Origin of the sequence: Buttiauxella sp. BIGb0471, from assembly GCF_024807715.1 — a bacterium.
In the GTDB taxonomy this organism is placed as follows: domain Bacteria; phylum Pseudomonadota; class Gammaproteobacteria; order Enterobacterales; family Enterobacteriaceae; genus Buttiauxella; species Buttiauxella agrestis.
Genome location: NZ_JANUEU010000006.1, coordinates 206,731 through 226,629 on the forward strand (window position 1 = coordinate 206,731; position 19,899 = coordinate 226,629).

Consider the following 19,899-nt stretch of genomic DNA (forward strand, 5'->3'; position numbering starts at 1 on the left):
TCAAGATAAAACTGAAGCTTGCCATGTCATTAATCATTCGTCGTGCCCTCGTGAAACCTGTTGTCATTCGCAGTTCATTGTTTTTAACTATTTTGTCGTCTATATCTTTGGCGCAAGGGCAGGCTTATTTTGACCCAGGCATGATGCAGTCTGTGGGCGGCGCCCCCGCTATTACCGATCTCAATTCGGTATTAGCAAACCAGGTTAAAGAGGGGACTTATCACGTTTATATTGAAGTGAATGGTAAAAAATTTGCGAAGGAAGATATTCAATTCTCAATGCAGAAAGAAGCACTTATCCCGTGTATTCCGGTTGAAATGTACGCAAAAATCGGCGTTGATTCATCTTCACACGATGTGAATATCAATCTGGACAAAGAAGATCGTAGTTGTGTATTACTAAACGAAGCTGTGCCGGTTGCCACGTCTTCGTTTGATTATCTCACTAAAAAACTGTCGCTCTCTTTCCCGCAAACTACGCTACGTACCTTGCTTAAAGATGAAATTCCCCCAGAGCTTTGGGATGACGGCATTCCCGCATTGCTCATCGGTTACCAGGCGTCTGGTTCACAAACCATTGAAAATAAGCAAGATAGTTCTGCTGGTGCTGAAAACTATGTCAATTTCAAAAATGGGCTGAATCTTGGCCCATGGCGTTTACGTAATTTATCGACCCTCTCGCAAAGCAGCGGTTCCGGTACGGAAGTGGAAAGCCTCAGCACTTTCGTTGAGCGCGCAATTCCTTCGTTAAAAAGTGAACTGGTGATGGGCGATGCCTACACTACTGGCGATCTGTTCGACAGTATTCGCATTAAAGGCCTGCAACTCACTTCTGATACCGAAATGATCCCGGATAGCATTAATGGTTTTTCTCCGGTTATCCGTGGTGTTGCGAATAGCAATGCAAAAGTCATAGTTCGGCAAAACAATAATATAATTTATCAGACCAATGTTGCGCCCGGCCCGTTTGCTATTTCTGATATGGCTCCCGTTTCGTCCGGTGGAATATTAGATATCACCATTCAAGAGGCTGATGGCAGCGAAAAACATCTTAGCCAGTCATTTTCTTCAATGTCTATTTTGCAGCGCCAGGGCTCGTTGAAATATGGGCTATCTGTCGGGAAGTATTCAGAGGCAACAATAAAGTCTGAGGAACCTGATGTATTCCAGGCTACAGCGGCTTACGGTTTACCCTATGATGTGACTTTATTAAGCGGTATACAGAATACCAACGATTACCGAAGCTACGACCTTGGTGTGGGGCTAGACTTAGGGTTTCTTGGTGCATTCTCCATTGATGTGGCAAAAGAAAACTCCACGCTTGCGGAAAGTCATGAGAACCGCAGTGGAACTGCGATGCATCTTGCTTACGCTAACCATATGGAAACAACCCGTAGCGATATTAACTTTAATTACACCCAATACAGCGACCATTATGTTTCATTTGCCGATAACTATGGTACGGCAGACGAAAGTAAAGCGCGCGAAAAGCAGTTCACGTTATCAATTAACCAGGCTGTGAGTGACACTCAAACTATATTTGTTTCTATGAACCAAACTGATTATAGAGACAGCACCAGCTCGAAAATGTACCAGCTTGGGTTTAATTCCCCGATCGGGCCAGTAAGTACGTCACTCACCCTAAGCCTTAACCAGGATTTTGATGAAGAAGGGAACGTCACTAATGACAAACAGGTGATGGTCAACTTCACGCTGCCATTATCCGTATTCGACAAAGAAGCAAAAAATTCGGCCTCGTTAATGATGACCAATGACACCGAAGGGAATAGTAATCAAACGTTGGGCTTGCATGGCAATATCATGGATTCCGAAGTGTTCACCTATAACACGCAATTGGGTTACAACGTCAATAAGGGTGAAGAAGATGGCAGAAATGCCAGTATAACTACCGACTATAAAGGGAGTTATGGTGAGATTCAGATGGGTTATAACCAGGATGAAAACCAAAAGCAGTTTACCTATGGGCTAAACGGGCAACTTATTATCCATCGCCATGGAGCGACAATTGGTCAGTATTCCGATGGCGCGTTAGCGTTGGTGAGTGCACCGGGCGCGAGCCATGTTGGTGTGAAAAATAACCTCGGCGTTTATACCGACTGGCGCGGTTACACCATCGTGCCTGAATTATCTGCATACGATAATAACTCGATTCAAATTGATGCTGACAGCGTGGGCGCTAATATTTCCTTTGAAAATATCTCAACCAACGTTATTCCCACTAAAGATGCGGTCGTCCTTGCTAATTTCCCAGCGAATATTGGCCGTAAGGTGCTCTTTACCGTGAGCCAGAGAGGCAAAGTTATTCCCTTTGGTTCGCAAGCAAGCCTGATAGATAGCGACAGAATGTTCTTTGTAGGTGACGGTGGGCAACTCTTTATTACTGGTGCACCGGATGAAGGGGATCTCAGTATTAGTTTAGACGATAACCAGGCTTGCAAAGCACACTATAAATTGCCTGTCGCGAGCGGGAAATTACCGATAACAATGATGAAACTAACCTGTGGGAATAGCTAAGATGCGTGGTTCCTTAAAAATATTACTGCTGTCTGGATTGATTTCGCTATTCCCCACGCTCGCTTCAGCCTGCAATGTGCAAAGCCAATCCCGGCTTTCAATTGTGCTTAACGGATCGCTTCAAAAAGATCCTCTGCAAGCCAATGTGGGTGACACGCTGTATGTGAAACGCGCTTCGCTTTCTAGTCTTGCACATCAACGCAAGGATATTAGCTGCGCCTCTTCGCAGTCGCAGGATCAGTTATCGATCACCGGGATCATGAATGGAAGCATGACGGGTGATAATGTTTATCCGACTTCGGTCGCAGGTATTGGTATTCGCCTTTCTTTGCTTATTCGTCAGAAAGGAAACCACACGCCGCTTAGCACACTGCCGGTTAACGAACAGTTTACGCTGGATGATAAAAGCGATTTAACCAGTGACGATGTTTTTATTAAAACCGAACTGGTCAAGACCGGCTCAATTGAGTCATTAGGGCACATCAGCTATCAAAGTCCTTCCATATTGACTCTGACTCGTTCGGCACTACAGCAGTCAGTCAGCGTGGATTATTCTTTTAGTGCCACACCACCTGCGGGGTATTGCCACTTCTTAGCGGCGAATGCAGCATTCAGCCTGGTTCCTGTTGATGTTGCGACACTACAAGCGCAGAAGACTGCCGCATCCACTCAGTTTGATATCACTTATGTGTGTACCGGCTCCCCGGAACACATCGAAATGACGTTGTATGGTGTGGCAGCAGACCCGGAAAAGGGGATTTTGAAAAATACTCTGACTGCGGATAACGCGACGGGTGTGGGTGTGCAGCTCCTCTATCGCAATTTGCCTTTGGCTTTTGGCTCGCCCGTGTCGCTCGATGATTTACCGATGGTGCATAACCAGAGTTCGATACCGCTGGCGGCACGTTATATCGCAATCTCGCCAGAAGTGAAGGCCGGGAAAATTGATACCATTGCGACCATTAAACTTAACTTCCTCTAATTTAAAGCAATTCCCACTATTTAAAAAAACGGTTGGGTAAAACTCAACCGTTCTGGCACCGCAGGAAGTTTTCTTTACCGGAAAATGTGCCATAAGCCTTTCCAATATTTCCCCCAAAACCCCCCCCTGGCTCACAAATTTACTCAAAAACTCTCACTGAGAACTCTCACTTAAGCATTGTTAATGCGTGACTGTAATCACACTAAACCAGCCAATCATCACGATTCAGCCCTTTTATGTGGCGCAAATCACTATTGAAGCCGCGATTTCCACTTCGAAGTGGAAAACAACTCGCTACAAACCTTTAACCCTGCCCGATACCTTAAAAGCCTGACAGCGAAGAGGTACGTAGTGTGAATGACGGAGCGGTAATGGTTAATGAAGCCGGGTGTACCGAGGAAACGCTTCTCACGGAACGAGTGTTGGCGTTTATCAATACGCTGCTTATGAACAGAAACATCACGCCGAACGCGGTGCAGGAACAGATGCTGACATCCCACGTTCGTGCCATGGCTCATCGGTCATTGACTGGCGAACCGCTGCCAGAAGTTGAAGAGAGTCTGTTTGAGGAAATCTCTGATGACTCGCTGGTGATGGCGAAAGAAGTGGTGGAACAGTTTGGCAATCTCCCCGTTGAAGAGGCGTGGTTGTTGTCGGTGCATTTTGAAGTCGCGAAAGACAATCTTTGAATAATCAGGAGAAACACATGGAACAAATTACCGTAGTGATTGGCGATCGTCTGGGCAAAGGCCAGAAAGTGGCGGCAGGGATTGAGAAAGCGGGCGGTCGTGCCGTGGTGATTCCTGGTGTTGCCGCTGATATGAAACTGGGCGATGTAATGAAAGCAGAAAATGCCACGTTTGGTATCTCTTTCTGCGGTAGCGGCGGCGCAGGTGCTATCACCGCGCAAACCAAACACGGTTACAAAGCCAAATACGGCATGCGTTCAGTGGATGAAGGCGTGACCGCAATTAACGAAGGCAATAATGTTCTGGGCTTTGGTTTTATGGATAAAGAAGAGCTGGGCGAGCGTCTGGTGCAGGCCTGGGCCAAGAAGTACGGTCAGTGAGTATGAAAGAACACTTCTCAGAAACGGTGAGAGTGAAAGGGCGCGGCGATACCAAAGCCAAAGCCTTTGCTGACGCCCTGAATCATGTTCAGGGCTCGGTGATGAAATCTTCTCCCCACATTTTACTGCGCATTGAGCCACAGGATGTGCAAGTTATTCAGGCGCGAGTCCAGGTTAAGAAGGAAGCGTTTTTGTTCTTCTTCCTGAAGCGTGAAAAACAAATGTTCAGCGTCGAGCTGGATGTTTCAGTCAATGTTACTGCAATCAACATGGACAGAGTCGATTTCATTCCCCAATAAAATCACACAGAAAGGACAGACAGATGTTCTTAATTATATTAATAAAATCGCTAATCATCGGCGGTCTGGTGGGTGTTGGAGTTGGCGCCGGGGCTGCACGTATGTTTCACGCGCCTACCACTCAAGGGATGGGCGCTTTTCGTACTCTCGGTGAGCTAAATTCCTGCGAAGGCGATCCGGCTTCACACTTCTCATTTGGACTGGGCTTCTTCTTTAACGCATGGGCGTCCTCGGTTGCAGCAGGAGCGTTCACACAAGATGTTGACCACCGCATTATCCCAAACTGGGGTGCTGCCGCGTTGATGGTGAAAAACCGTAACGTCGCGCAAACCCTGCATGACCCGAAAAAGATGGCTATCGCCTGCGGTGTCATCGGCATGATTGTCGTCGCTTTCCTTAACACCACGGCTTCTGCGGTTCCGGCTGCATTGCAGGTCACGGCGGTAAAAGTTCTGGTGCCTGCCGCTAACCTGCTGGTGAACACCGTGATGCCGGTTATTTTCTGGCTGGCAGCGATTGACGCCGGTAAGAAATCGGGCTTCTGGGCGACGATTTTCGGCGGCTGCGCACAGCTGATTATGGGTAACGCCGTACCGGGTCTGGTGCTGGGCATCCTGATTGGTAAAGGTGTGGAAGAGAGCGGTTGGAACCACGTCACCAAAGTGATGATGGTCGCGATTATCGCGCTGTTTGTCCTGAGTGGTTTCTTCCGTGGTTTCGACATGAAGATGATCGAATCCTTCCATCTGACCGTGCCGAACTGGCTGGATCTGATTCATAACTCGCTGAGCGGAAAATAAGGGAGCCAATGATGGAAGAGAATAAAGGTTTTTGGTACGCCGACTGGTCTTTCCCGATTTTTGTTGGCCTGCTTTCATCCGGCGTGTTCGCCGGGACACACATGTACTACCTCTACGGAATCGGCGCATTTAACGAAGTAGCGTTTGTTTCCATGCTGCGTGCCGGAATCGACACCGGCGTGTATGGCGCAGTCGCAGCATTTGGTGCCAGCTTCCTGTTTGCCCGCATCATTGAAGGTTCGCTGGTCGGGATTCTGGACATCGGCGGGGCGATTCAAACCGGTGTCGGGCTTGGCGTTCCTGCGCTGTTGTTGGGTGCCGGGATTATCTTCCCGGTCGCTAACTTCGCCGCTTCTTTAGCAACCGGTTTGGTGATTGGCCTGGCGATTGGTTATCTGATCATTCTTGCGCGTAAATTCACCATCAACCAAAGCAACTCTACTTACGGTGCTGACGTGATGATGGGCGCGGGTAACGCATCCGGCCGCTTCCTTGGCCCGTTAATTATCCTCAGCGCAATGGCAGCCTCGATTCCAATTGGTATCGGATCCTTGATTGGTTCGCTGCTGTTTTACCTGTGGAACAAACCGATTACCGGCGGCGCAATTCTTGGCGCGATGCTTTTTGGCGCTTTCTTCCCGATTGCTTTGTAGAACTTTTTTGGCGGATGGCGCGTCCCATCCGCCAATAAGGAAAAAACCATGTACGACTTAATCCTGCGCAACGCCCGCCTGGTGGACGATACGGTTATCGACATCGCGATTAAAGATGGAAAAATTGCGGCACTGGGCGGAGTCACGGGCGAAACACGCGAAGAACGCCAGCTTAACGGCGAGTATTACGTCAGCGCTGGTTGGATTGATTCCCACGTTCACTGCTACCAAAAATCCCCGATTTATCACGATGACCCCGACAGTATCGGTATTCGGACGGGCGTGACGACGGTGGTGGATGCCGGAAGCACCGGTGCGGATGACATCGACGAGTTTTACGAGCTGACTCGCAGTGCGCGGACCGACGTTTACGCTCTGCTAAATATCTCGAAGGTCGGGCTGATTGCGCAAAACGAACTCTCTGATATGGCGAATATCGACAAAGTGGCGGTGCGCGATGCCGTCATGCGCCACCCGGGTTTTATCGTCGGCATCAAAGCGCGTATGAGCAGCAGCGTGGTGGGTGCTAACGGCATTAAACCGCTTGAAATCGCCAAACAAATCCAGCGTGAAAACGGCGAGCTGCCGCTGATGGTGCACATTGGTAACAATCCGCCGGACCTCGATGAAATCACCGATTTATTGACCAGCGGCGACATCATCACCCACTGCTACAACGGCAAACCGAACCGCATTCTGACGCCTGCGGGTGAATTACGTGCCTCGGTTTCCAGCGCGATACAGCGCGGCGTGCGCCTTGATGTCGGTCACGGCACGGCCAGTTTGAGCTTTGAAGTGGCGAAAATCGCCATCAGCAAAGGGATTTTGCCGCACACCATCAGCTCCGATATTTACTGCCGCAACCGCATTAACGGCCCGGTGCATAGCCTCGGCGTGGTGATGTCCAAATTCCTCTCCATCGGCATGTCGCTGCCACAAGTCATTGATTGTGTGACGGCACATGCAGCCGACGGCCTGCGCCTGGTGAATAAAGGCCGTTTGTCGATTGGCCTTGACGGCGACCTGACTATTTTTGCCAAACGCCGCCAGCCGACGGTATTTACCGACTCAGAAAATCAGACACTCCAGGGGGAACAACTGCTGGTGGCACTTGCCGCAGTTCGCGCTGGAAAATGGTTTACGACCGAACCAGGGAAGCAAGAACATGTCTTCAATTTATGAAAAATACAATTTAAAACAAGTCATTAACGCATCGGGCCGCATGACGGCACTCGGTGTTTCTACTCCGCGCCCGGAAGTGGTGGACGCCGTGACGAACGGCATGAATCACTACTTTGAAATGAAAGACCTGGTGAACAAAACTGGGGAATACATCGCAAAACTGCTGGATGTGGAAGCGGCGACGGTGGTGTCCTGTGCTTCCGCCGGTATCGCGCAATCGGTGGCGGCAGTGCTGGTGAAAGACAACGCGTGGCTGATTGAAAACCTGCATGGCACCCCGCTTGAGAATAACGAAATCGTGTTACCAAAAGGCCACAACGTGAACTTCGGCGCGCCGGTAGGCACCATGGTTTATCTCGGTGGCGGCAAAGTGGTTGAAGCCGGTTACGCCAACGAATGTTCGGCCGATCAACTGGCTGCGGCGATTTCCCCGCGCACGGCGGCCATTCTGTATATCAAATCTCACCACTCGGTGCAGAAAAGCATGCTTAGCGTTGAGCAGGCGGCGGTCGTGGCCCGCAAGCATAACCTGCCATTAATTGTTGATGCTGCGGCTGAAGAAGATTTGCAGTGTTACTACCGCGCCGGTGCTGATCTGGTGATTTACAGCGGCGCAAAAGCGATTGAAGGGCCAACCAGTGGTCTGGTGATCGGCAAAGCGCAGTACATCGAGTGGGTGAAACTGCAAACCGGCGGCATTGGACGCGCCATGAAAGTCGGTAAAGAAGGCATTCTTGGCCTGACCTGCGCTATCGAACATTATCTGAGTGCGGAAAAAGAGAGCGGTGCGCAGATGGTGGAAAAAATGACGCCGTTTATCGCTAATCTCAATACGATTGAGGGTATCAGCGCCCGCGTCGTGTGGGATGCCGCCAGCCGTGATATTGCGCGTACTGAAATTAAATTCGATGAAGCGGTGATTGGCACCAGCACCGTAGAGTTAGTCAGCGCGCTGAAACAAGGCGAATATGCGATTTTCTTCCGTGGCTACAAAGCTAACGAAGGGATTATCGAAGCCGACGTGCGCAGCGTAAACCCGCAGCAGCTAGAGATTATTTATCACAGCATTAAGGCTTTGGTCAGCAAGGAGAAACAGGCATGAAATTGACCCCGAACTTTTACCGCGATCGTGTTTGCCTGAACGTGCTGGCTGGCTCCAAAGAGAATGCTAAAGCCATTTACGACGCTGCCGAAGGGCATGTGCTGGTGGGCGTGCTTTCCAAAAATTACCCGGATGTCGCCTGTGCTGTTGCAGATATGCGCGAATATGCGGCGTTGATCGAAAATGCGCTCTCTGTTGGCCTTGGTGCAGGCGACCCGAATCAATCGGCAATGGTGAGTGAGATCTCCCGCCAGGTGCAACCGCAGCATGTAAACCAGGTATTTACCGGCGTGGGAACCAGCCGTGCGCTGCTTGGGCAAAATGAAAGCGTGGTCAACGGCCTGATTTCCCCAACCGGCACGGTCGGCATGGTGAAAATTTCCACCGGCCCGTTGAGTTCTGGCGCGCCAGACGGCATCGTACCTGTCGAAACCGCAATTAAGCTGCTCAAAGACATGGGCGGAAGCTCAGTCAAATATTTCCCAATGGGCGGCCTGCAATGCCGTGATGAATATGAAGCGGTAGCGAAAGCTTGCGCAAAATATGATTTCTGGCTGGAGCCCACCGGTGGTATTGACCTTGAGAACTACGAAGAAATTCTGAAAATCGCACTGGATGCGGGCGTAAGCAAAGTGATTCCGCATATTTACAGTTCAATTATTGATAAAGCGAGCGGCAATACGCGTCCGCAAGATGTGCGCACTTTGCTGGAAATGACCAAGAAGTTGGTCGGCTAAACCCACCCTCACCCCGGCCCTCTCCCTGAGGGAGAGGGGGAAACTGGGCAGTTCCCTCTCCTGGGGGAGAGGGTTAGGGTGAGGGCGACCAATCTCATACATAACAAGGATCTCTGATGCCTGCAACACAGCCGCAGTATGCCTGGATCGGCACTTACCATCCCAACGGAGAAGGCGTGTACCGCTTCCTGGTAGATGCCGAAACCGGTGCACTGACCCACAAAACGTTAGTTTGCGAATTGCCCAATGCGGCGCAGCTAACCGCCGCTAAAAATGGCAAAACGTTGTATGTGGCAAGCGAAGCAGAACAAGGCATTGTTGCAGCGTTGCGCGTGGGGGATGACGGTAATCTTACCGAGCTGAATCAGGTTTCATCGGGCGGTGCGGGGGCGGTGTTTCTCGCACTCACGCCGGATGGGCGCTATCTGTTGGTGGCAAATTACGGCAGCGGTTCCGTTGCCGTATTGCCCGTGAGAGCCGACGGCAGCCTCGGTGATGCCACTGATGTTCAACAAGATTCAGGGCCAGCGGGAGCCAAAAAGCCGGAAGCCGCCGCAGAAGGTAGTTTTGCTGCCAGCGGTCACAGCAGTGCGCACGCTCATATGATCGCCGCCGATCCCACGGGCAAATACGTCTTTACTACCGATCTGGGTCTGGATCGAATCTATCAATATCGTTTCGACGAAGCCCGCGGCAAGCTCGTGCCTAACGATCCTCCTTATATTGATGCTTCTTCAAAAGGTGCCGGGCCTCGTCATTTTGTGTTTATGCCTGGCGGTGAGGGTTTGTGGCTGATCAACGAAGAGGCTTCCACGCTGACGTATTACCAGGTTGATGAAAACCTGGGAACACTGACCGAAGGCGAAAGTCTGTCTTCGCTGCCCGAAGGTTTCAAAGGCACCAGTTATGCTTCGGGTTTACTGCTGAGTAAAGACGGAAAACAGCTGTATATCGCTAACCGTTTACACAACAGCATCGGTCATTTTACCGTCACCGCGAACGGCAAACTGGTGCTTCAGGAACATGTCTGGACGCGGGGAGATTACCCACGCACGCTCACCCTCGACCATAATGAAAAGTATCTGTACGTCATGAATCAGCGCAGTGACAACATCACTCGTTTTAGTGTGGCGCACGGCAATGGAAAACTGACTTTTGTTGAGGATTACATTGCGGTGGGAAGCCCATCACAGATGGTGATGACAGGCATCACGCCCGATTAAAGAAAGGAAACGGCAGTGAGATTCCCAAACCAACGTCTGGCCCAGTTGTTTGAAATGCTGCAAAACGAAACGCTGCCCCAGGATGAACTGGCGCGGCGCTTATCGGTTTCTACCCGCACGGTGCGCGCGGATATTACTGCTCTAAACGCATTGATGGCCGGGCATGGTGCGCAGTTTGTGCTCAGTCGTGGTGCGGGGTATCAGCTCAATATTGCCGACAGCTCGCTTTATCAGGAGCTGGTGCAGCAGCCTTCGCGCCAGTTGCGGATCCCGCGTAATTCCCCGGAGCGCGTCCATTATTTAGTGGTACGTTTTCTGACATCTGCCTTCTCATTAAAACTCGAAGATCTGGCGGAAGAGTGGTTTGTCAGCCGCGCTACCTTGCAAAGTGATATGGCAGAAGTGCGTGAATGGCTGGCGCGTTACAACCTGACGATTGAAACCCGCCCGCGTCACGGCATGAAATTGTTTGGCAGCGAAATGTCGGTGCGTGCCTGTCTGACGGAATTACTTTGGCAACTGACTCAGGAAGATAGCGATAACCCGCTGCTGACTGAAGAAGCGCTGAACGCTGGCGTGCCAGAGCAACTGGCGGCGGAATTACATAACTGTTTTACGCGCTGCCGAATTCGTTTGACGGACGAGGGCGAGCAGTTTATCCGTTTGTATTGCGCCGTGGCTGTGCGCCGTATCAGCGAAGGTTATCCGCTGCCGGAGTTTAGTGCCGACAATGTGGACGAAGCCGTACGGGAAGCCGCCCGTGAAATTACGGTGTTGATTCAGAAACTTGCCGATAAGCCGCTTTCGGAAGCGGAAGAACAATGGCTGCAAGTGCATATCGCCTCGCGCCAGATTCAGGATGTGGCCCCGAGCGTCATCAGTGCTGACGACGACGAAGCGCTGGTGAATTACATTCTGAGCTTTATCAACAGCAACTATAACTACAACTTATTGGCCGATAAGCAGTTGCACGCTGATTTGCTTACCCATATCAAAACCATGATCACCCGGGTGCGGTATCAGATAAACATTCCGAACCCGCTGCTCGACAACATTAAACAGCACTATCCGATGGCCTATGACATGACGCTGGCGGCGGTGTCGAGCTGGGGGAAATACACTCCTTATGTCATCAGCGAAAACGAAATTGGTTTTCTGGTGCTGCATATTGGCGTGGGGCTGGAGCGGCATTACAACATTGGTTATCAGCGCCATCCGCGCGTGCTACTGGTATGTGACACCGGCAATTCCACGGTGCGTATGATTCAGGCGATGTTGCTGCGTAAATACCCGCAAATTGAAGTGACGCGGATTATCTCGTTGCGAGATTACGAACAGCTCGCCTGCGTGGAAGAAGATTTTGTGATTTCCACGGCGCGCGTAACGGATAAACAAAAACCGACGGTGGTCGTTGCCCCGTTCCCAACGGAGTATCAGCTCGAACAGCTTGGCAAGCTGGTGCTGGTGGACAGAACCCGCCCGTACATGCTGGAAAAATTCTTTGATGCCAGCCACTTCCGAGTAATTGATGAGCCTGTCACACAGCAGGAGTTGTTCAGTTCGTTGTGCCAGCAACTTGAGCAGGAAGGGTTTGTCGGTGCAGACTTTTATCCGTCAGTCGTTGAGCGCGAGGCGATTGTCAGTACGGTGTTGGGCGAGGGGATTGCGCTTCCGCACTCATTGGGACTAATGGCCAACAAAACCGTGGTTTATACCGTTCTTGCCCCGCAGGGAATTGGCTGGGGTGACGAAACGGCGCACGTCATCTTCCTGCTCGCTATCAGCAAAAGTGAGTACGAAGAGGCGATGGCAATTTACGATTTGTTTGTGACTTTTCTGCGTGAACGGGCGATGCCGCGCTTGCGGGACAGCCGGAGTTTTGACGAGTTTAAAGCGGTGGCAATGGATTGTTTGAGTCGGTTTTAAGGGGAAGCCACCCTCATCCCAACCTTCTCCCTGAGGGAGAGGGTTAGGGTGAGGGGAAAAGTTACTTCAGAAGAGTAAACGCGGTGGTCACATGCTTCACGCCACTGACCCGGCTGGCAATATCAGCCGCGGCTTTGGCTTCTCTGTCAGTCAGCAAACCTAACAGGAACACTTCGCCATTTTCGGTCGTGACTTTCACATTCGTCGATTTCACCTGATCGCTTGTCAGCAACTGCGAACGCACTTTGGTCGTGATCCAGGTGTCATTTGACGCCGTACCCAGGCCAATTGGTGCCATGTTACGGATTTCGTTATACACCTCAGTGGTGCCATCAACGCCCAACGCAATTTGTTTGGCACGCGATGAGAGTTCTGAGTTCGGCGACTGCCCAACCAGCAGCACTTTGCCCTGGTATGCACTGACGTTGATACGTGTTTCTTTCTTAATTTGTTCGTCTTTAGCCAATGCGCTGTTTACGCGCAATTCCAGCGTACCATCGTCAACCTGAGTACCGACTGAGCGCGGATCTGTCGCCGTTTTCGTGGCAACTGCGGCGGTACCCACTACTGCGGCAGCAACACAACCTTGTAGCAGTAACGCAGTAATAAGGACTGCAAGTGGCTTATATGCCTTCATCTGTACTCCTTAATCGTCCTGGTGAGGGAATAACGTATTATCAATCAGATCGCATAAGCAGTTTACCGTCAGCATATGCATTTCCTGAATGCGTGCGCTGCGGTGAGAAGGGATGCGAATTTCAACATCCTGCGGACCTAACAGTCCTGCCAGTTCCCCGCCATCGTAGCCTGTGAGCGCAACGATAGTCATGTCACGTGTCACTGCGGCTTCTACCGCTTTGACAATATCACGGCTGTTGCCGCGGGTCGAAATGGCGAGCAAAACATCACCGGCATGGCCTAGCGCACGTACTTGTTTGGCATACACTTCTTCGTGTAAACGATCGTTTGCGATCGCGGTTAAGACCACATTATCAGCATTAAGTGCAATGGCAGGTAAACTCGGGCGCTCAGTTTCAAAGCGGTTGATCATGCTGGCGGCAAAATGCTGCGCATTCGCCGCAGATGTGCCGTTACCACAGCACAAGATTTTATTGCCGTTGAGCAGTGACTGAACCAGCGTCATGGCTGCACGGGAGATAGCATCTGGCAGAGCTTCCGCTGCGGCAATCTGGGTTTGAATACTTTCCGTGAAGCAGACTTTGATTCTTTCGAGCACGTTTATTTACCTGGTTTCTTTAAACATCTGCGGTGAACGCGTTGGTTAACCACTCTATTTCATTGCCGGTGAAGGCTAACACATCGAAACGGCAATCCACAGTATCAAAACTTCCTGATGTGCGGGCTAGCCAGTACGAAGCGGCATGTAACAATTTTTGTTGCTTGCGGTGTGTGACGCTGGCGGCGGCATCACCAAAGTGATTTGAGCGGCGGTATCGCACTTCAACAAACACGATAACGCTGCCATGTCGCATAATAAGGTCGATTTCGCCACCGCGGGAATGCACGTTGGCGGCGATAAAACGCAGTCCTTTGCGTTCAAGAAAACGGCGCGCGGCTAACTCGTAGTGCGCGCCAGTTTGTTGACGGGTCAGGATGCCGGAACGATTTGCCCCTGACGGAATTGCAGCCAATTTAACTTCCTGTTAATGACGCAGTCCTGATTTGCAGACAGCGTGCCGGTATTGCCATTCACCTGATAACCCGGTACCTGGCGCATTTGAGAGAAGTGGTTTGCCAGTGACCAGGCATCAACGCCCATCGCGTACAGTCGCGCTAACGAGTAATCGTTATGCACATTGCTGAGTGCTTGCTGCATCAGTGACGGATTGTTGCCCGCGAGCATTGGGATCTCACTAAATTGCAAACCTTCCATTTCCAGGCGGAAATCCGGACCGTTCACACCCTGAGAACTGCGTGAGCTGGCATACAGTTGCGCCGGGCTGCGGCTGCCGGTACGCATGGCAATCATCGGTTTGATCAGTGCGACTTCATCGGGAGTCGCCACAATGTAGGCTGCATCTACGCCGCCGGAAGTGGCACCTGTAATTTGCGCATCCGTTGGCGGTGGTGGAATTGTCAGCCCGCCAATGGTCACGCCTGCGGGTTGAGCGCTGGCTGGTGTGACAGGCGTGCCGCTTAACGCGATGCCTGAACCACTGTTAATGCCTTGCTTGAGTTCAGCCGTTGAACCGAACTTCTGCTGTAGGACTGTACCGCCGCCAAGCTTCACCCATTCTTCGGCAAAGGCTTTGGTCACTCGGTCGCCCAAGGCGTTACGCGGCACCAGTAGCAGTGGCGCACGGTGGCCTTGCTGCCAGATATGATCTGCAGCATCACGGGCTTCATCTTCTGGCGACAGCGCGAAATAGCAGATATTGGCGCGATTCTGAACGGATTCCGGTTGGTTGAGTGCCAGGATATTCAGTGGCGAGGTGCTGGTGGCCAGTTCATCCACGTTGTTTTTAAGCAGCGGGCCGACGACCAGCGTTGCGCCATCTTGCTGTGCCTGCGCCAGCAACTGAGCGAGCGGTTGCGAGGTGGTATCGTAGACTTTCACTTCCGCTGAAGGATTCGCCGGAGCGGCTGGCGCTGGCGCCGTTTGTGTTGCCGTTTGTGGAGCCTGAACCGGAGCCGCCGTTGTTTCTGCTGGCTGCTGCGTTAAATCATCAACGGATGCCGCCGAAGGTGCTGCCACCATATTAGGATCGGTTGGCTGCGGTAATGCAGCCTGGGTGGTATCAACAGGCTGCGCGTTAGCATCTGGCATTTGCGCAGGTGCAGTCGTTTGTGCAACCGGGGCAGAACCCATATTTTTTGCAGCTTCAAAACCTTGCTGGATGGTGCGACCAAATACTGCCGCCTGGCCACTCAACGGCAGCAGAAGGGCGATTTTCTCGGTCGATGCCGCTTTGTAATTCTGCATATTGCTTAGCTGAGTTGGCAGCGTTTTAGCACCCGGATTTTGCGGGTAACGCGTTTGCCAGTCTTTGATCCCGGCTTTCAACATTTCTGGATCGTTGCGGTTATCGTTCCATACTCGTTGCAGATCCAGCCAGCCTTGCAGCGCGTTTTCGTCGGCATTAATGACCAGCGCATTCATCTGTTCTGGCGTCATCTGAGATAATGCCTGCCAGGTACCGTCGATATTTTTCTGATGCGCAGGGCCGGTCAACATAGGCTCCTGGGCAATATAAGCACGCAGCAGCTCCAGCGACGGGCGATTCTGGCTGGCGTCGATAAAGGACTGGTAATAGCGGGCCTGCTGGTTTTTGTTCAACTCGGCCAGATTGATTTTTGCCAGCGCGGCATTCGCGGCGGCGTAATCTTTCTGCGCGACTTTGATTTCAGGCACCAACAGCTGTTGTTCACGGCGTTGTTCGTCATTCATCTCTTTTGGCAGCTGATTGTAGAGATCAACGGCTTGCTGAGTTTTGCCTTCTTTCACCAGCGCATGAATGGCGAGTAATTGCCAGGTGGTCTTGCTATCATCACCGCTTTGCTGCATCTGTTGCAGATAATAGGCGGAATCCGCTGTGGCTTCGCCCTGCATATGCGCGGTTGCCTGGTCTGGTGCTTTTGTCGTGGTACAGCCAGCGAATATTAGCGCGGCCAGTACAACCGGCAGACAGCGCCCGGCTTTAGAACGAATAATTTTAGACGGTACCATTCTGTATCCAGTGTAATTTTTATCTCAGTGTTCAATATTAAATCGGCAATACGGATGAAACAATGAAACAACTCGAAACGGCGGCTATTTCTGCCAGCACGCTCTACATCGTTCCGACACCCATCGGTAACCTCGGCGATATCACACAGCGGGCGTTATCCGTGTTGCAAAGCGTTGACCTGATTGCTGCCGAAGATACTCGCCATACCGGTTTGCTGCTGCAACATTTTGCGATAAATGCGCGGATGTTCGCATTGCACGATCATAACGAGCAGCAAAAATCCGAAACTTTGCTGGCTAAACTGCAAGAAGGGCAGAGCATCGCGTTAGTTTCTGATGCAGGAACGCCGTTAATTAACGATCCTGGCTACCATTTAGTGCGTACTTGCCGTGAAGCGGGTATCCGCGTGGTGCCGTTGCCGGGTCCATGCGCCGCGATTGCTGCATTAAGCGCAGCCGGTTTGCCTTCAGACCGTTTCTGCTACGAAGGCTTTTTGCCTGCAAAATCCAAAGGCCGCCGCGACGCGCTTAAAGCGATTGAGCAAGAACCCCGCACGCTCATCTTCTACGAGTCTACGCATCGCCTGCTCGATAGTTTAGACGATATATGCGCTGTGCTGGGGGAATCGCGTTATGTGGTGCTGGCGCGCGAGCTGACGAAAACCTGGGAATCAATCCATGGTGCGCCGATTGGCGAATTGGCGGCGTGGGTGAAAGAAGACGAAAACCGCCGTAAAGGTGAGATGGTGCTGATTGTTGAAGGCTTCAAAGCACCCGCCGATGACGCGCTTCCGGCCGATGCACTGCGTACTCTTGCACTGCTGCAAACAGAACTGCCCCTCAAAAAAGCGGCTGCGCTGGCTGCTGAAATCCACGGCGTTAAGAAAAATGCGCTGTACAAATATGCTTTAGAAAACAGCGAGAAATAGCGATTTTCGAGAAGCCTCGCACTCTGTCGTTACAGGTATCACTATTGTTAGTATGGTTTTAATAAGCGATGGTAGTTTGCTCATACTTTAGTCTGTTCAGGATGAGCAAATTATGCCGGTGTTGTATCAGGGAGATTCAAATATGATTCTTTACCCTATCAGCTATAGCCCTTCAGCTCTGGAACGTGCATTTGATGTGACAGGGACTACCGATATTCTCGGCGTGCCAGCATGGATTGTATTGCGAAAGGATAAAACAGCTGCGGCTATTGTTTATGCAGAACCTTCGTTGGATGAGAGAGGCGAGCTTCGTCATCTCGTTGCAGCAAAACTGGATTTGATTCCACGCAAAAGCGCTGAGCAGAGAGAGTCCATCCTGGTCGTTAAACGCTACTGGGAGTCTGCTGCTGTTTCACAAGTTGAGGGTGTTGTGGTTGACAAGCCACTACGGGATACAAGAGTCGCAACGACGCTTTATGAGCATTTGATCGTTGAGCACGGCCTGATCTTGATGAGCGATCATGAGCAATATGCTGGTGGTCAGAACATCTGGAAGCGTATCGCAAGAGTGTCTAACAAAATCAATGTATTCATTCTGGATACAGAAAGTGGGCACTTCTATCCTTATGACGGCGATCGCATTCGCTACGAATGTGACAGCATTCCTGAGTCAGAAATTTGGAGCCTCTCACCTGATGAGACCCGAAAAGGTATTGTGCTGGTAGCAGAAAGAGCCGCTGATTAAGACCCAAATTAGAAAACCCGCTTTCGCGGGTTTTTTGTGTTAAGCACAATCACTACAGGCTATTTCTTCCCTGCCACTGGCATGGCTTCTATCACCAGTGTTTCCAGCGGTTTCAGCGTCACAATAACCGGTTTGCTGTAATTACTCGGCAGAGTGGTATTTGCCCCATAGACGGGTTTGAGTGCGAATTGTGTCGCTTCGCCATCAGGAATTTCAAAGCTCTTCGTCAAATCGAGATAGTAGCTTTGTTCTTTATCAGACGGATTACGCAAACCAAGGATAGCTTTATCTTTGCTCCACGATGCCCAGCCATATACTTCCAGCGCCGTCGGGTCGCCACCAATCCAGTGGGTATCAACTAACACTGCACTATTTGCTCGCGACCATTTCGCAGCGTCGGCCAGGGTGTCCCATTTTGCGCTGTTGAGCATGGATGGGGTGATATACAACTCTTGTAGCTGAGTTCCGGTAGCAAAGTAGCTCCAGACCTGGTCGGCAAAATCACTGTCAGTTTGTACTTTTTCAAGCCCGAAGTAGGCATTTTCAGCACTCACAATTCCGTGATACATCAGCGAGTTGATTGGGAACAGCGGGCCTTTACGCACAATAGAACGGTAAGTTTCAGCATCGCGGTAGGTCATCCATTGTTGAACCGGCGATCCTTTGCCATATACGTTGATATCATCGCCCTGGCGCCAGATAGAGTCGGCATAAAATAGCCACGAAGGGCTGGCGTCTGTACCGGTGGTCAGGTTAATAAACAGGTCTTTATTCGCTGCCCGCATGTTTTTAATCAGCTCAATTGAGGCATCAAAATCTGAAGCGAACTGGCTACCTTGAATCCAGTTATTGGCATTACCCATGCCATCTAATTTGAACGAGGTAATATGTTCGTTCTTAATGAGCTTAATAATCTGTTCGTTAAAGTTGCGGAAGTAATTGGGTCCGGAAAGGGCAAATTTACCGTCTACGGTTTCAAATCCATTTTCTTTGGCGTGAGAAACGCGGATATCACGCGGTTTGTTATAACCTCCCCATGGCGATAACCATAAACCGACGGAGGTATTTAAGCTGTCAGCCTTTTCTTTTACAACGCCAAATCCATTGCTGAACGCCGGGCCAAATAGCCATTTTCCCGTGCGGTCATCCCAGCCGTCATCGAGTAAAAATCCGTCCAGTTTCACGCCACGTTTTTTTATTAATTCATTGGCGTAGGCATCCATCCGGTTAAGGACATCTTGTTCGGTATACGTCGTAAAGAAGCCGATATCCATCCAGCTGTTGTAGTGCAAATACGGCTGATACGGGCGCGGGCGCATCGCGTTAATGAATTCATTAAAGTTGCGGCGTAGCTGATTTGTCGCCTCGAAGGTGCCGAAATAGGTGGTGTAGGTCACTGGTGCATCGGTTTTAATGGGGGTTTTCAGGCCGACATTCAGATTGGTTGTGGTTTCGTACGCGTAGGTATTAACGATAGGTTTTTCCGGCAGAATAAAGAAGCTGTCGGCAATAATCGGTGAGCTATTAATCGCGCCATCAACATAAGGTGCTTGCGATTGCCCTTTGGTCGGGAAGAAGGTGATTTTCGCGACATCCTGCGCTTTGCCTTTTGCTTTAATCGTGTAGTCGATGCTGGCGTATTTTCCTTTCAGAATATTCAAAACGACAGTAACTGCAAAATCTTTGTGGTCGTAATCAATATGAATAGCGTCATCTTTTTGGCTAACGTTTTTGATTTTAAAATCGGCAGCGTGGATAACATCTTCGTTCGGGAGCGTTAAAAAGAACAACTCTTTAGGCGCGAGTTTGCTCTGGGAAAGTTTGTCCTTAATTAAGACCGCAGAATTGGTATCGTCAAATGAGATGGAGATATTGTTGTTATTGAGCAGATATTCGGACGCCAATGCGCCATTGCTGACCAGTAAAAGTAATAACGAGCTTTTAATCATTCTATTCATCTGAGTTTCCTGTCAGGGTATTTTCAAACGTAGGGTATTACCCGCATTCGCAGGCAATACCCTGAAGGGAAA

19 protein-coding genes are annotated in these 19,899 nt (G+C 50.7%); 14 read left to right on the forward strand and 5 right to left on the reverse strand.

Features of this window, described 5'->3' with window-relative positions:
* The first annotated feature begins 23 nt into the window (after nt 1-23).
* From M2371_RS18315 to M2371_RS18370, 12 genes are all read left to right on the forward strand, one after another.
* On the forward strand, nt 24-2,534 hold the full coding sequence (locus M2371_RS18315; protein ID WP_259268385.1) for a fimbria/pilus outer membrane usher protein: 2,511 nt from the start codon (nt 24-26) through the stop codon (nt 2,532-2,534).
* A 1-nt stretch (nt 2,535) separates the two neighbouring features.
* Entirely contained in the window at nt 2,536-3,516 is a 981-nt protein-coding gene (locus tag M2371_RS18320; RefSeq protein WP_259268386.1) for a fimbrial protein, read from the forward strand.
* 371 nt (nt 3,517-3,887) lie between these two features.
* A complete protein-coding gene (locus M2371_RS18325) occupies nt 3,888-4,205 on the forward strand; it encodes a glycine dehydrogenase (protein ID WP_034492948.1) in 318 nt (105 codons plus the stop codon).
* A gap of 17 nt (nt 4,206-4,222) precedes the next feature.
* A complete protein-coding gene (locus M2371_RS18330) occupies nt 4,223-4,585 on the forward strand; it encodes an SFCGS family glycine-rich protein (RefSeq protein ID WP_034492950.1) in 363 nt (120 codons plus the stop codon).
* Nucleotides 4,586-4,587: 2 nt separating this feature from the next.
* Entirely contained in the window at nt 4,588-4,884 is a 297-nt protein-coding gene (locus M2371_RS18335; RefSeq protein WP_259268428.1) for a DUF4312 family protein, read from the forward strand.
* A 23-nt stretch (nt 4,885-4,907) separates the two neighbouring features.
* The gene (locus M2371_RS18340; RefSeq protein WP_259268387.1) at nt 4,908-5,684 is read left to right on the forward strand and encodes a DUF4311 domain-containing protein; all 777 of its coding nucleotides are present in this window, start codon (nt 4,908-4,910) and stop codon (nt 5,682-5,684) included.
* 11 nt (nt 5,685-5,695) lie between these two features.
* Entirely contained in the window at nt 5,696-6,337 is a 642-nt protein-coding gene (locus M2371_RS18345) for a DUF4310 family protein (RefSeq protein ID WP_115631212.1), read from the forward strand.
* A 48-nt stretch (nt 6,338-6,385) separates the two neighbouring features.
* Entirely contained in the window at nt 6,386-7,519 is a 1,134-nt protein-coding gene (locus tag M2371_RS18350; protein ID WP_259268388.1) for an amidohydrolase/deacetylase family metallohydrolase, read from the forward strand.
* Complete coding sequence (locus M2371_RS18355) at nt 7,503-8,621, forward strand: DgaE family pyridoxal phosphate-dependent ammonia lyase (RefSeq protein WP_259268389.1); 1,119 nt, start codon at nt 7,503-7,505, stop codon at nt 8,619-8,621. Before M2371_RS18350 ends, M2371_RS18355 begins: the two co-directional genes overlap by 17 nt.
* Nucleotides 8,618-9,358: a 2-dehydro-3-deoxy-phosphogluconate aldolase gene (locus M2371_RS18360; RefSeq protein WP_259268390.1), complete on the forward strand. Its 741-nt coding sequence runs from the start codon at nt 8,618-8,620 to the stop codon at nt 9,356-9,358. The genes M2371_RS18355 and M2371_RS18360 overlap by 4 nt, the downstream gene beginning before the upstream one ends.
* Before the next feature lie 116 nt (nt 9,359-9,474).
* Nucleotides 9,475-10,581: a lactonase family protein gene (locus M2371_RS18365; protein WP_172895652.1), complete on the forward strand. Its 1,107-nt coding sequence runs from the start codon at nt 9,475-9,477 to the stop codon at nt 10,579-10,581.
* A gap of 15 nt (nt 10,582-10,596) precedes the next feature.
* Nucleotides 10,597-12,507, forward strand: coding sequence for a transcription antiterminator (locus M2371_RS18370; RefSeq protein ID WP_259268391.1), 1,911 nt, complete (start codon nt 10,597-10,599; stop codon nt 12,505-12,507).
* A gap of 61 nt (nt 12,508-12,568) precedes the next feature.
* Here M2371_RS18370 and dolP read toward each other — a convergent pair whose 3' ends face one another.
* From dolP to M2371_RS18390, 4 genes are read right to left on the reverse strand one after another with little or no spacing between them, the layout of a single operon-like run.
* A complete protein-coding gene (gene dolP / locus M2371_RS18375) occupies nt 12,569-13,144 on the reverse strand; it encodes a division/outer membrane stress-associated lipid-binding lipoprotein (protein ID WP_172895650.1) in 576 nt (191 codons plus the stop codon).
* A 9-nt stretch (nt 13,145-13,153) separates the two neighbouring features.
* Nucleotides 13,154-13,744, reverse strand: a complete 591-nt coding sequence (diaA, locus tag M2371_RS18380) for a DnaA initiator-associating protein DiaA (protein ID WP_034492968.1) — start codon at nt 13,742-13,744, stop codon at nt 13,154-13,156.
* 19 nt (nt 13,745-13,763) lie between these two features.
* Nucleotides 13,764-14,159, reverse strand: coding sequence for a YraN family protein (locus M2371_RS18385; protein ID WP_172895649.1), 396 nt, complete (start codon nt 14,157-14,159; stop codon nt 13,764-13,766).
* Nucleotides 14,117-16,195, reverse strand: a complete 2,079-nt coding sequence (locus M2371_RS18390) for a penicillin-binding protein activator (protein ID WP_259268392.1) — start codon at nt 16,193-16,195, stop codon at nt 14,117-14,119. The genes M2371_RS18385 and M2371_RS18390 overlap by 43 nt, the downstream gene beginning before the upstream one ends.
* Nucleotides 16,196-16,257: 62 nt before the next feature.
* Between M2371_RS18390 and rsmI the strand changes: the two genes are divergently transcribed.
* Nucleotides 16,258-17,124 (forward strand): 16S rRNA (cytidine(1402)-2'-O)-methyltransferase, encoded by an 867-nt coding sequence (rsmI, locus tag M2371_RS18395; protein ID WP_034492975.1) that lies wholly within the window; start codon nt 16,258-16,260, stop codon nt 17,122-17,124.
* 112 nt (nt 17,125-17,236) lie between these two features.
* A complete protein-coding gene (locus M2371_RS18400; RefSeq protein ID WP_259268393.1) occupies nt 17,237-17,869 on the forward strand; it encodes a hypothetical protein in 633 nt (210 codons plus the stop codon).
* A 59-nt stretch (nt 17,870-17,928) separates the two neighbouring features.
* Here M2371_RS18400 and M2371_RS18405 read toward each other — a convergent pair whose 3' ends face one another.
* Nucleotides 17,929-19,827, reverse strand: coding sequence for an enterotoxin (locus M2371_RS18405; protein WP_259268394.1), 1,899 nt, complete (start codon nt 19,825-19,827; stop codon nt 17,929-17,931).
* Between the last annotated feature and the right edge of the window lie 72 nt (nt 19,828-19,899).

What these genes read in the sequence shown, in the direction of transcription:
- M2371_RS18315 (WP_259268385.1), top strand. Translation starts at nt 24, where the DNA reads ATGTCATTAATCATTCGTCGTGCCCTCGTGAAACCTGTTGTCATTCGC.
- M2371_RS18320 (WP_259268386.1), top strand. Translation starts at nt 2,536, where the DNA reads ATGCGTGGTTCCTTAAAAATATTACTGCTGTCTGGATTGATTTCGCTA.
- M2371_RS18325 (WP_034492948.1), top strand. Translation starts at nt 3,888, where the DNA reads ATGGTTAATGAAGCCGGGTGTACCGAGGAAACGCTTCTCACGGAACGA.
- M2371_RS18330 (WP_034492950.1), top strand. Translation starts at nt 4,223, where the DNA reads ATGGAACAAATTACCGTAGTGATTGGCGATCGTCTGGGCAAAGGCCAG.
- M2371_RS18335 (WP_259268428.1), top strand. Translation starts at nt 4,588, where the DNA reads ATGAAAGAACACTTCTCAGAAACGGTGAGAGTGAAAGGGCGCGGCGAT.
- M2371_RS18340 (WP_259268387.1), top strand. Translation starts at nt 4,908, where the DNA reads ATGTTCTTAATTATATTAATAAAATCGCTAATCATCGGCGGTCTGGTG.
- M2371_RS18345 (WP_115631212.1), top strand. Translation starts at nt 5,696, where the DNA reads ATGGAAGAGAATAAAGGTTTTTGGTACGCCGACTGGTCTTTCCCGATT.
- M2371_RS18350 (WP_259268388.1), top strand. Translation starts at nt 6,386, where the DNA reads ATGTACGACTTAATCCTGCGCAACGCCCGCCTGGTGGACGATACGGTT.
- M2371_RS18355 (WP_259268389.1), top strand. Translation starts at nt 7,503, where the DNA reads ATGTCTTCAATTTATGAAAAATACAATTTAAAACAAGTCATTAACGCA.
- M2371_RS18360 (WP_259268390.1), top strand. Translation starts at nt 8,618, where the DNA reads ATGAAATTGACCCCGAACTTTTACCGCGATCGTGTTTGCCTGAACGTG.
- M2371_RS18365 (WP_172895652.1), top strand. Translation starts at nt 9,475, where the DNA reads ATGCCTGCAACACAGCCGCAGTATGCCTGGATCGGCACTTACCATCCC.
- dolP (WP_172895650.1), bottom strand. Translation starts at nt 13,144, where the DNA reads ATGAAGGCATATAAGCCACTTGCAGTCCTTATTACTGCGTTACTGCTA.
- M2371_RS18390 (WP_259268392.1), bottom strand. Translation starts at nt 16,195, where the DNA reads ATGGTACCGTCTAAAATTATTCGTTCTAAAGCCGGGCGCTGTCTGCCG.
- rsmI (WP_034492975.1), top strand. Translation starts at nt 16,258, where the DNA reads ATGAAACAACTCGAAACGGCGGCTATTTCTGCCAGCACGCTCTACATC.
- M2371_RS18400 (WP_259268393.1), top strand. Translation starts at nt 17,237, where the DNA reads ATGCCGGTGTTGTATCAGGGAGATTCAAATATGATTCTTTACCCTATC.
- M2371_RS18405 (WP_259268394.1), bottom strand. Translation starts at nt 19,827, where the DNA reads ATGAATAGAATGATTAAAAGCTCGTTATTACTTTTACTGGTCAGCAAT.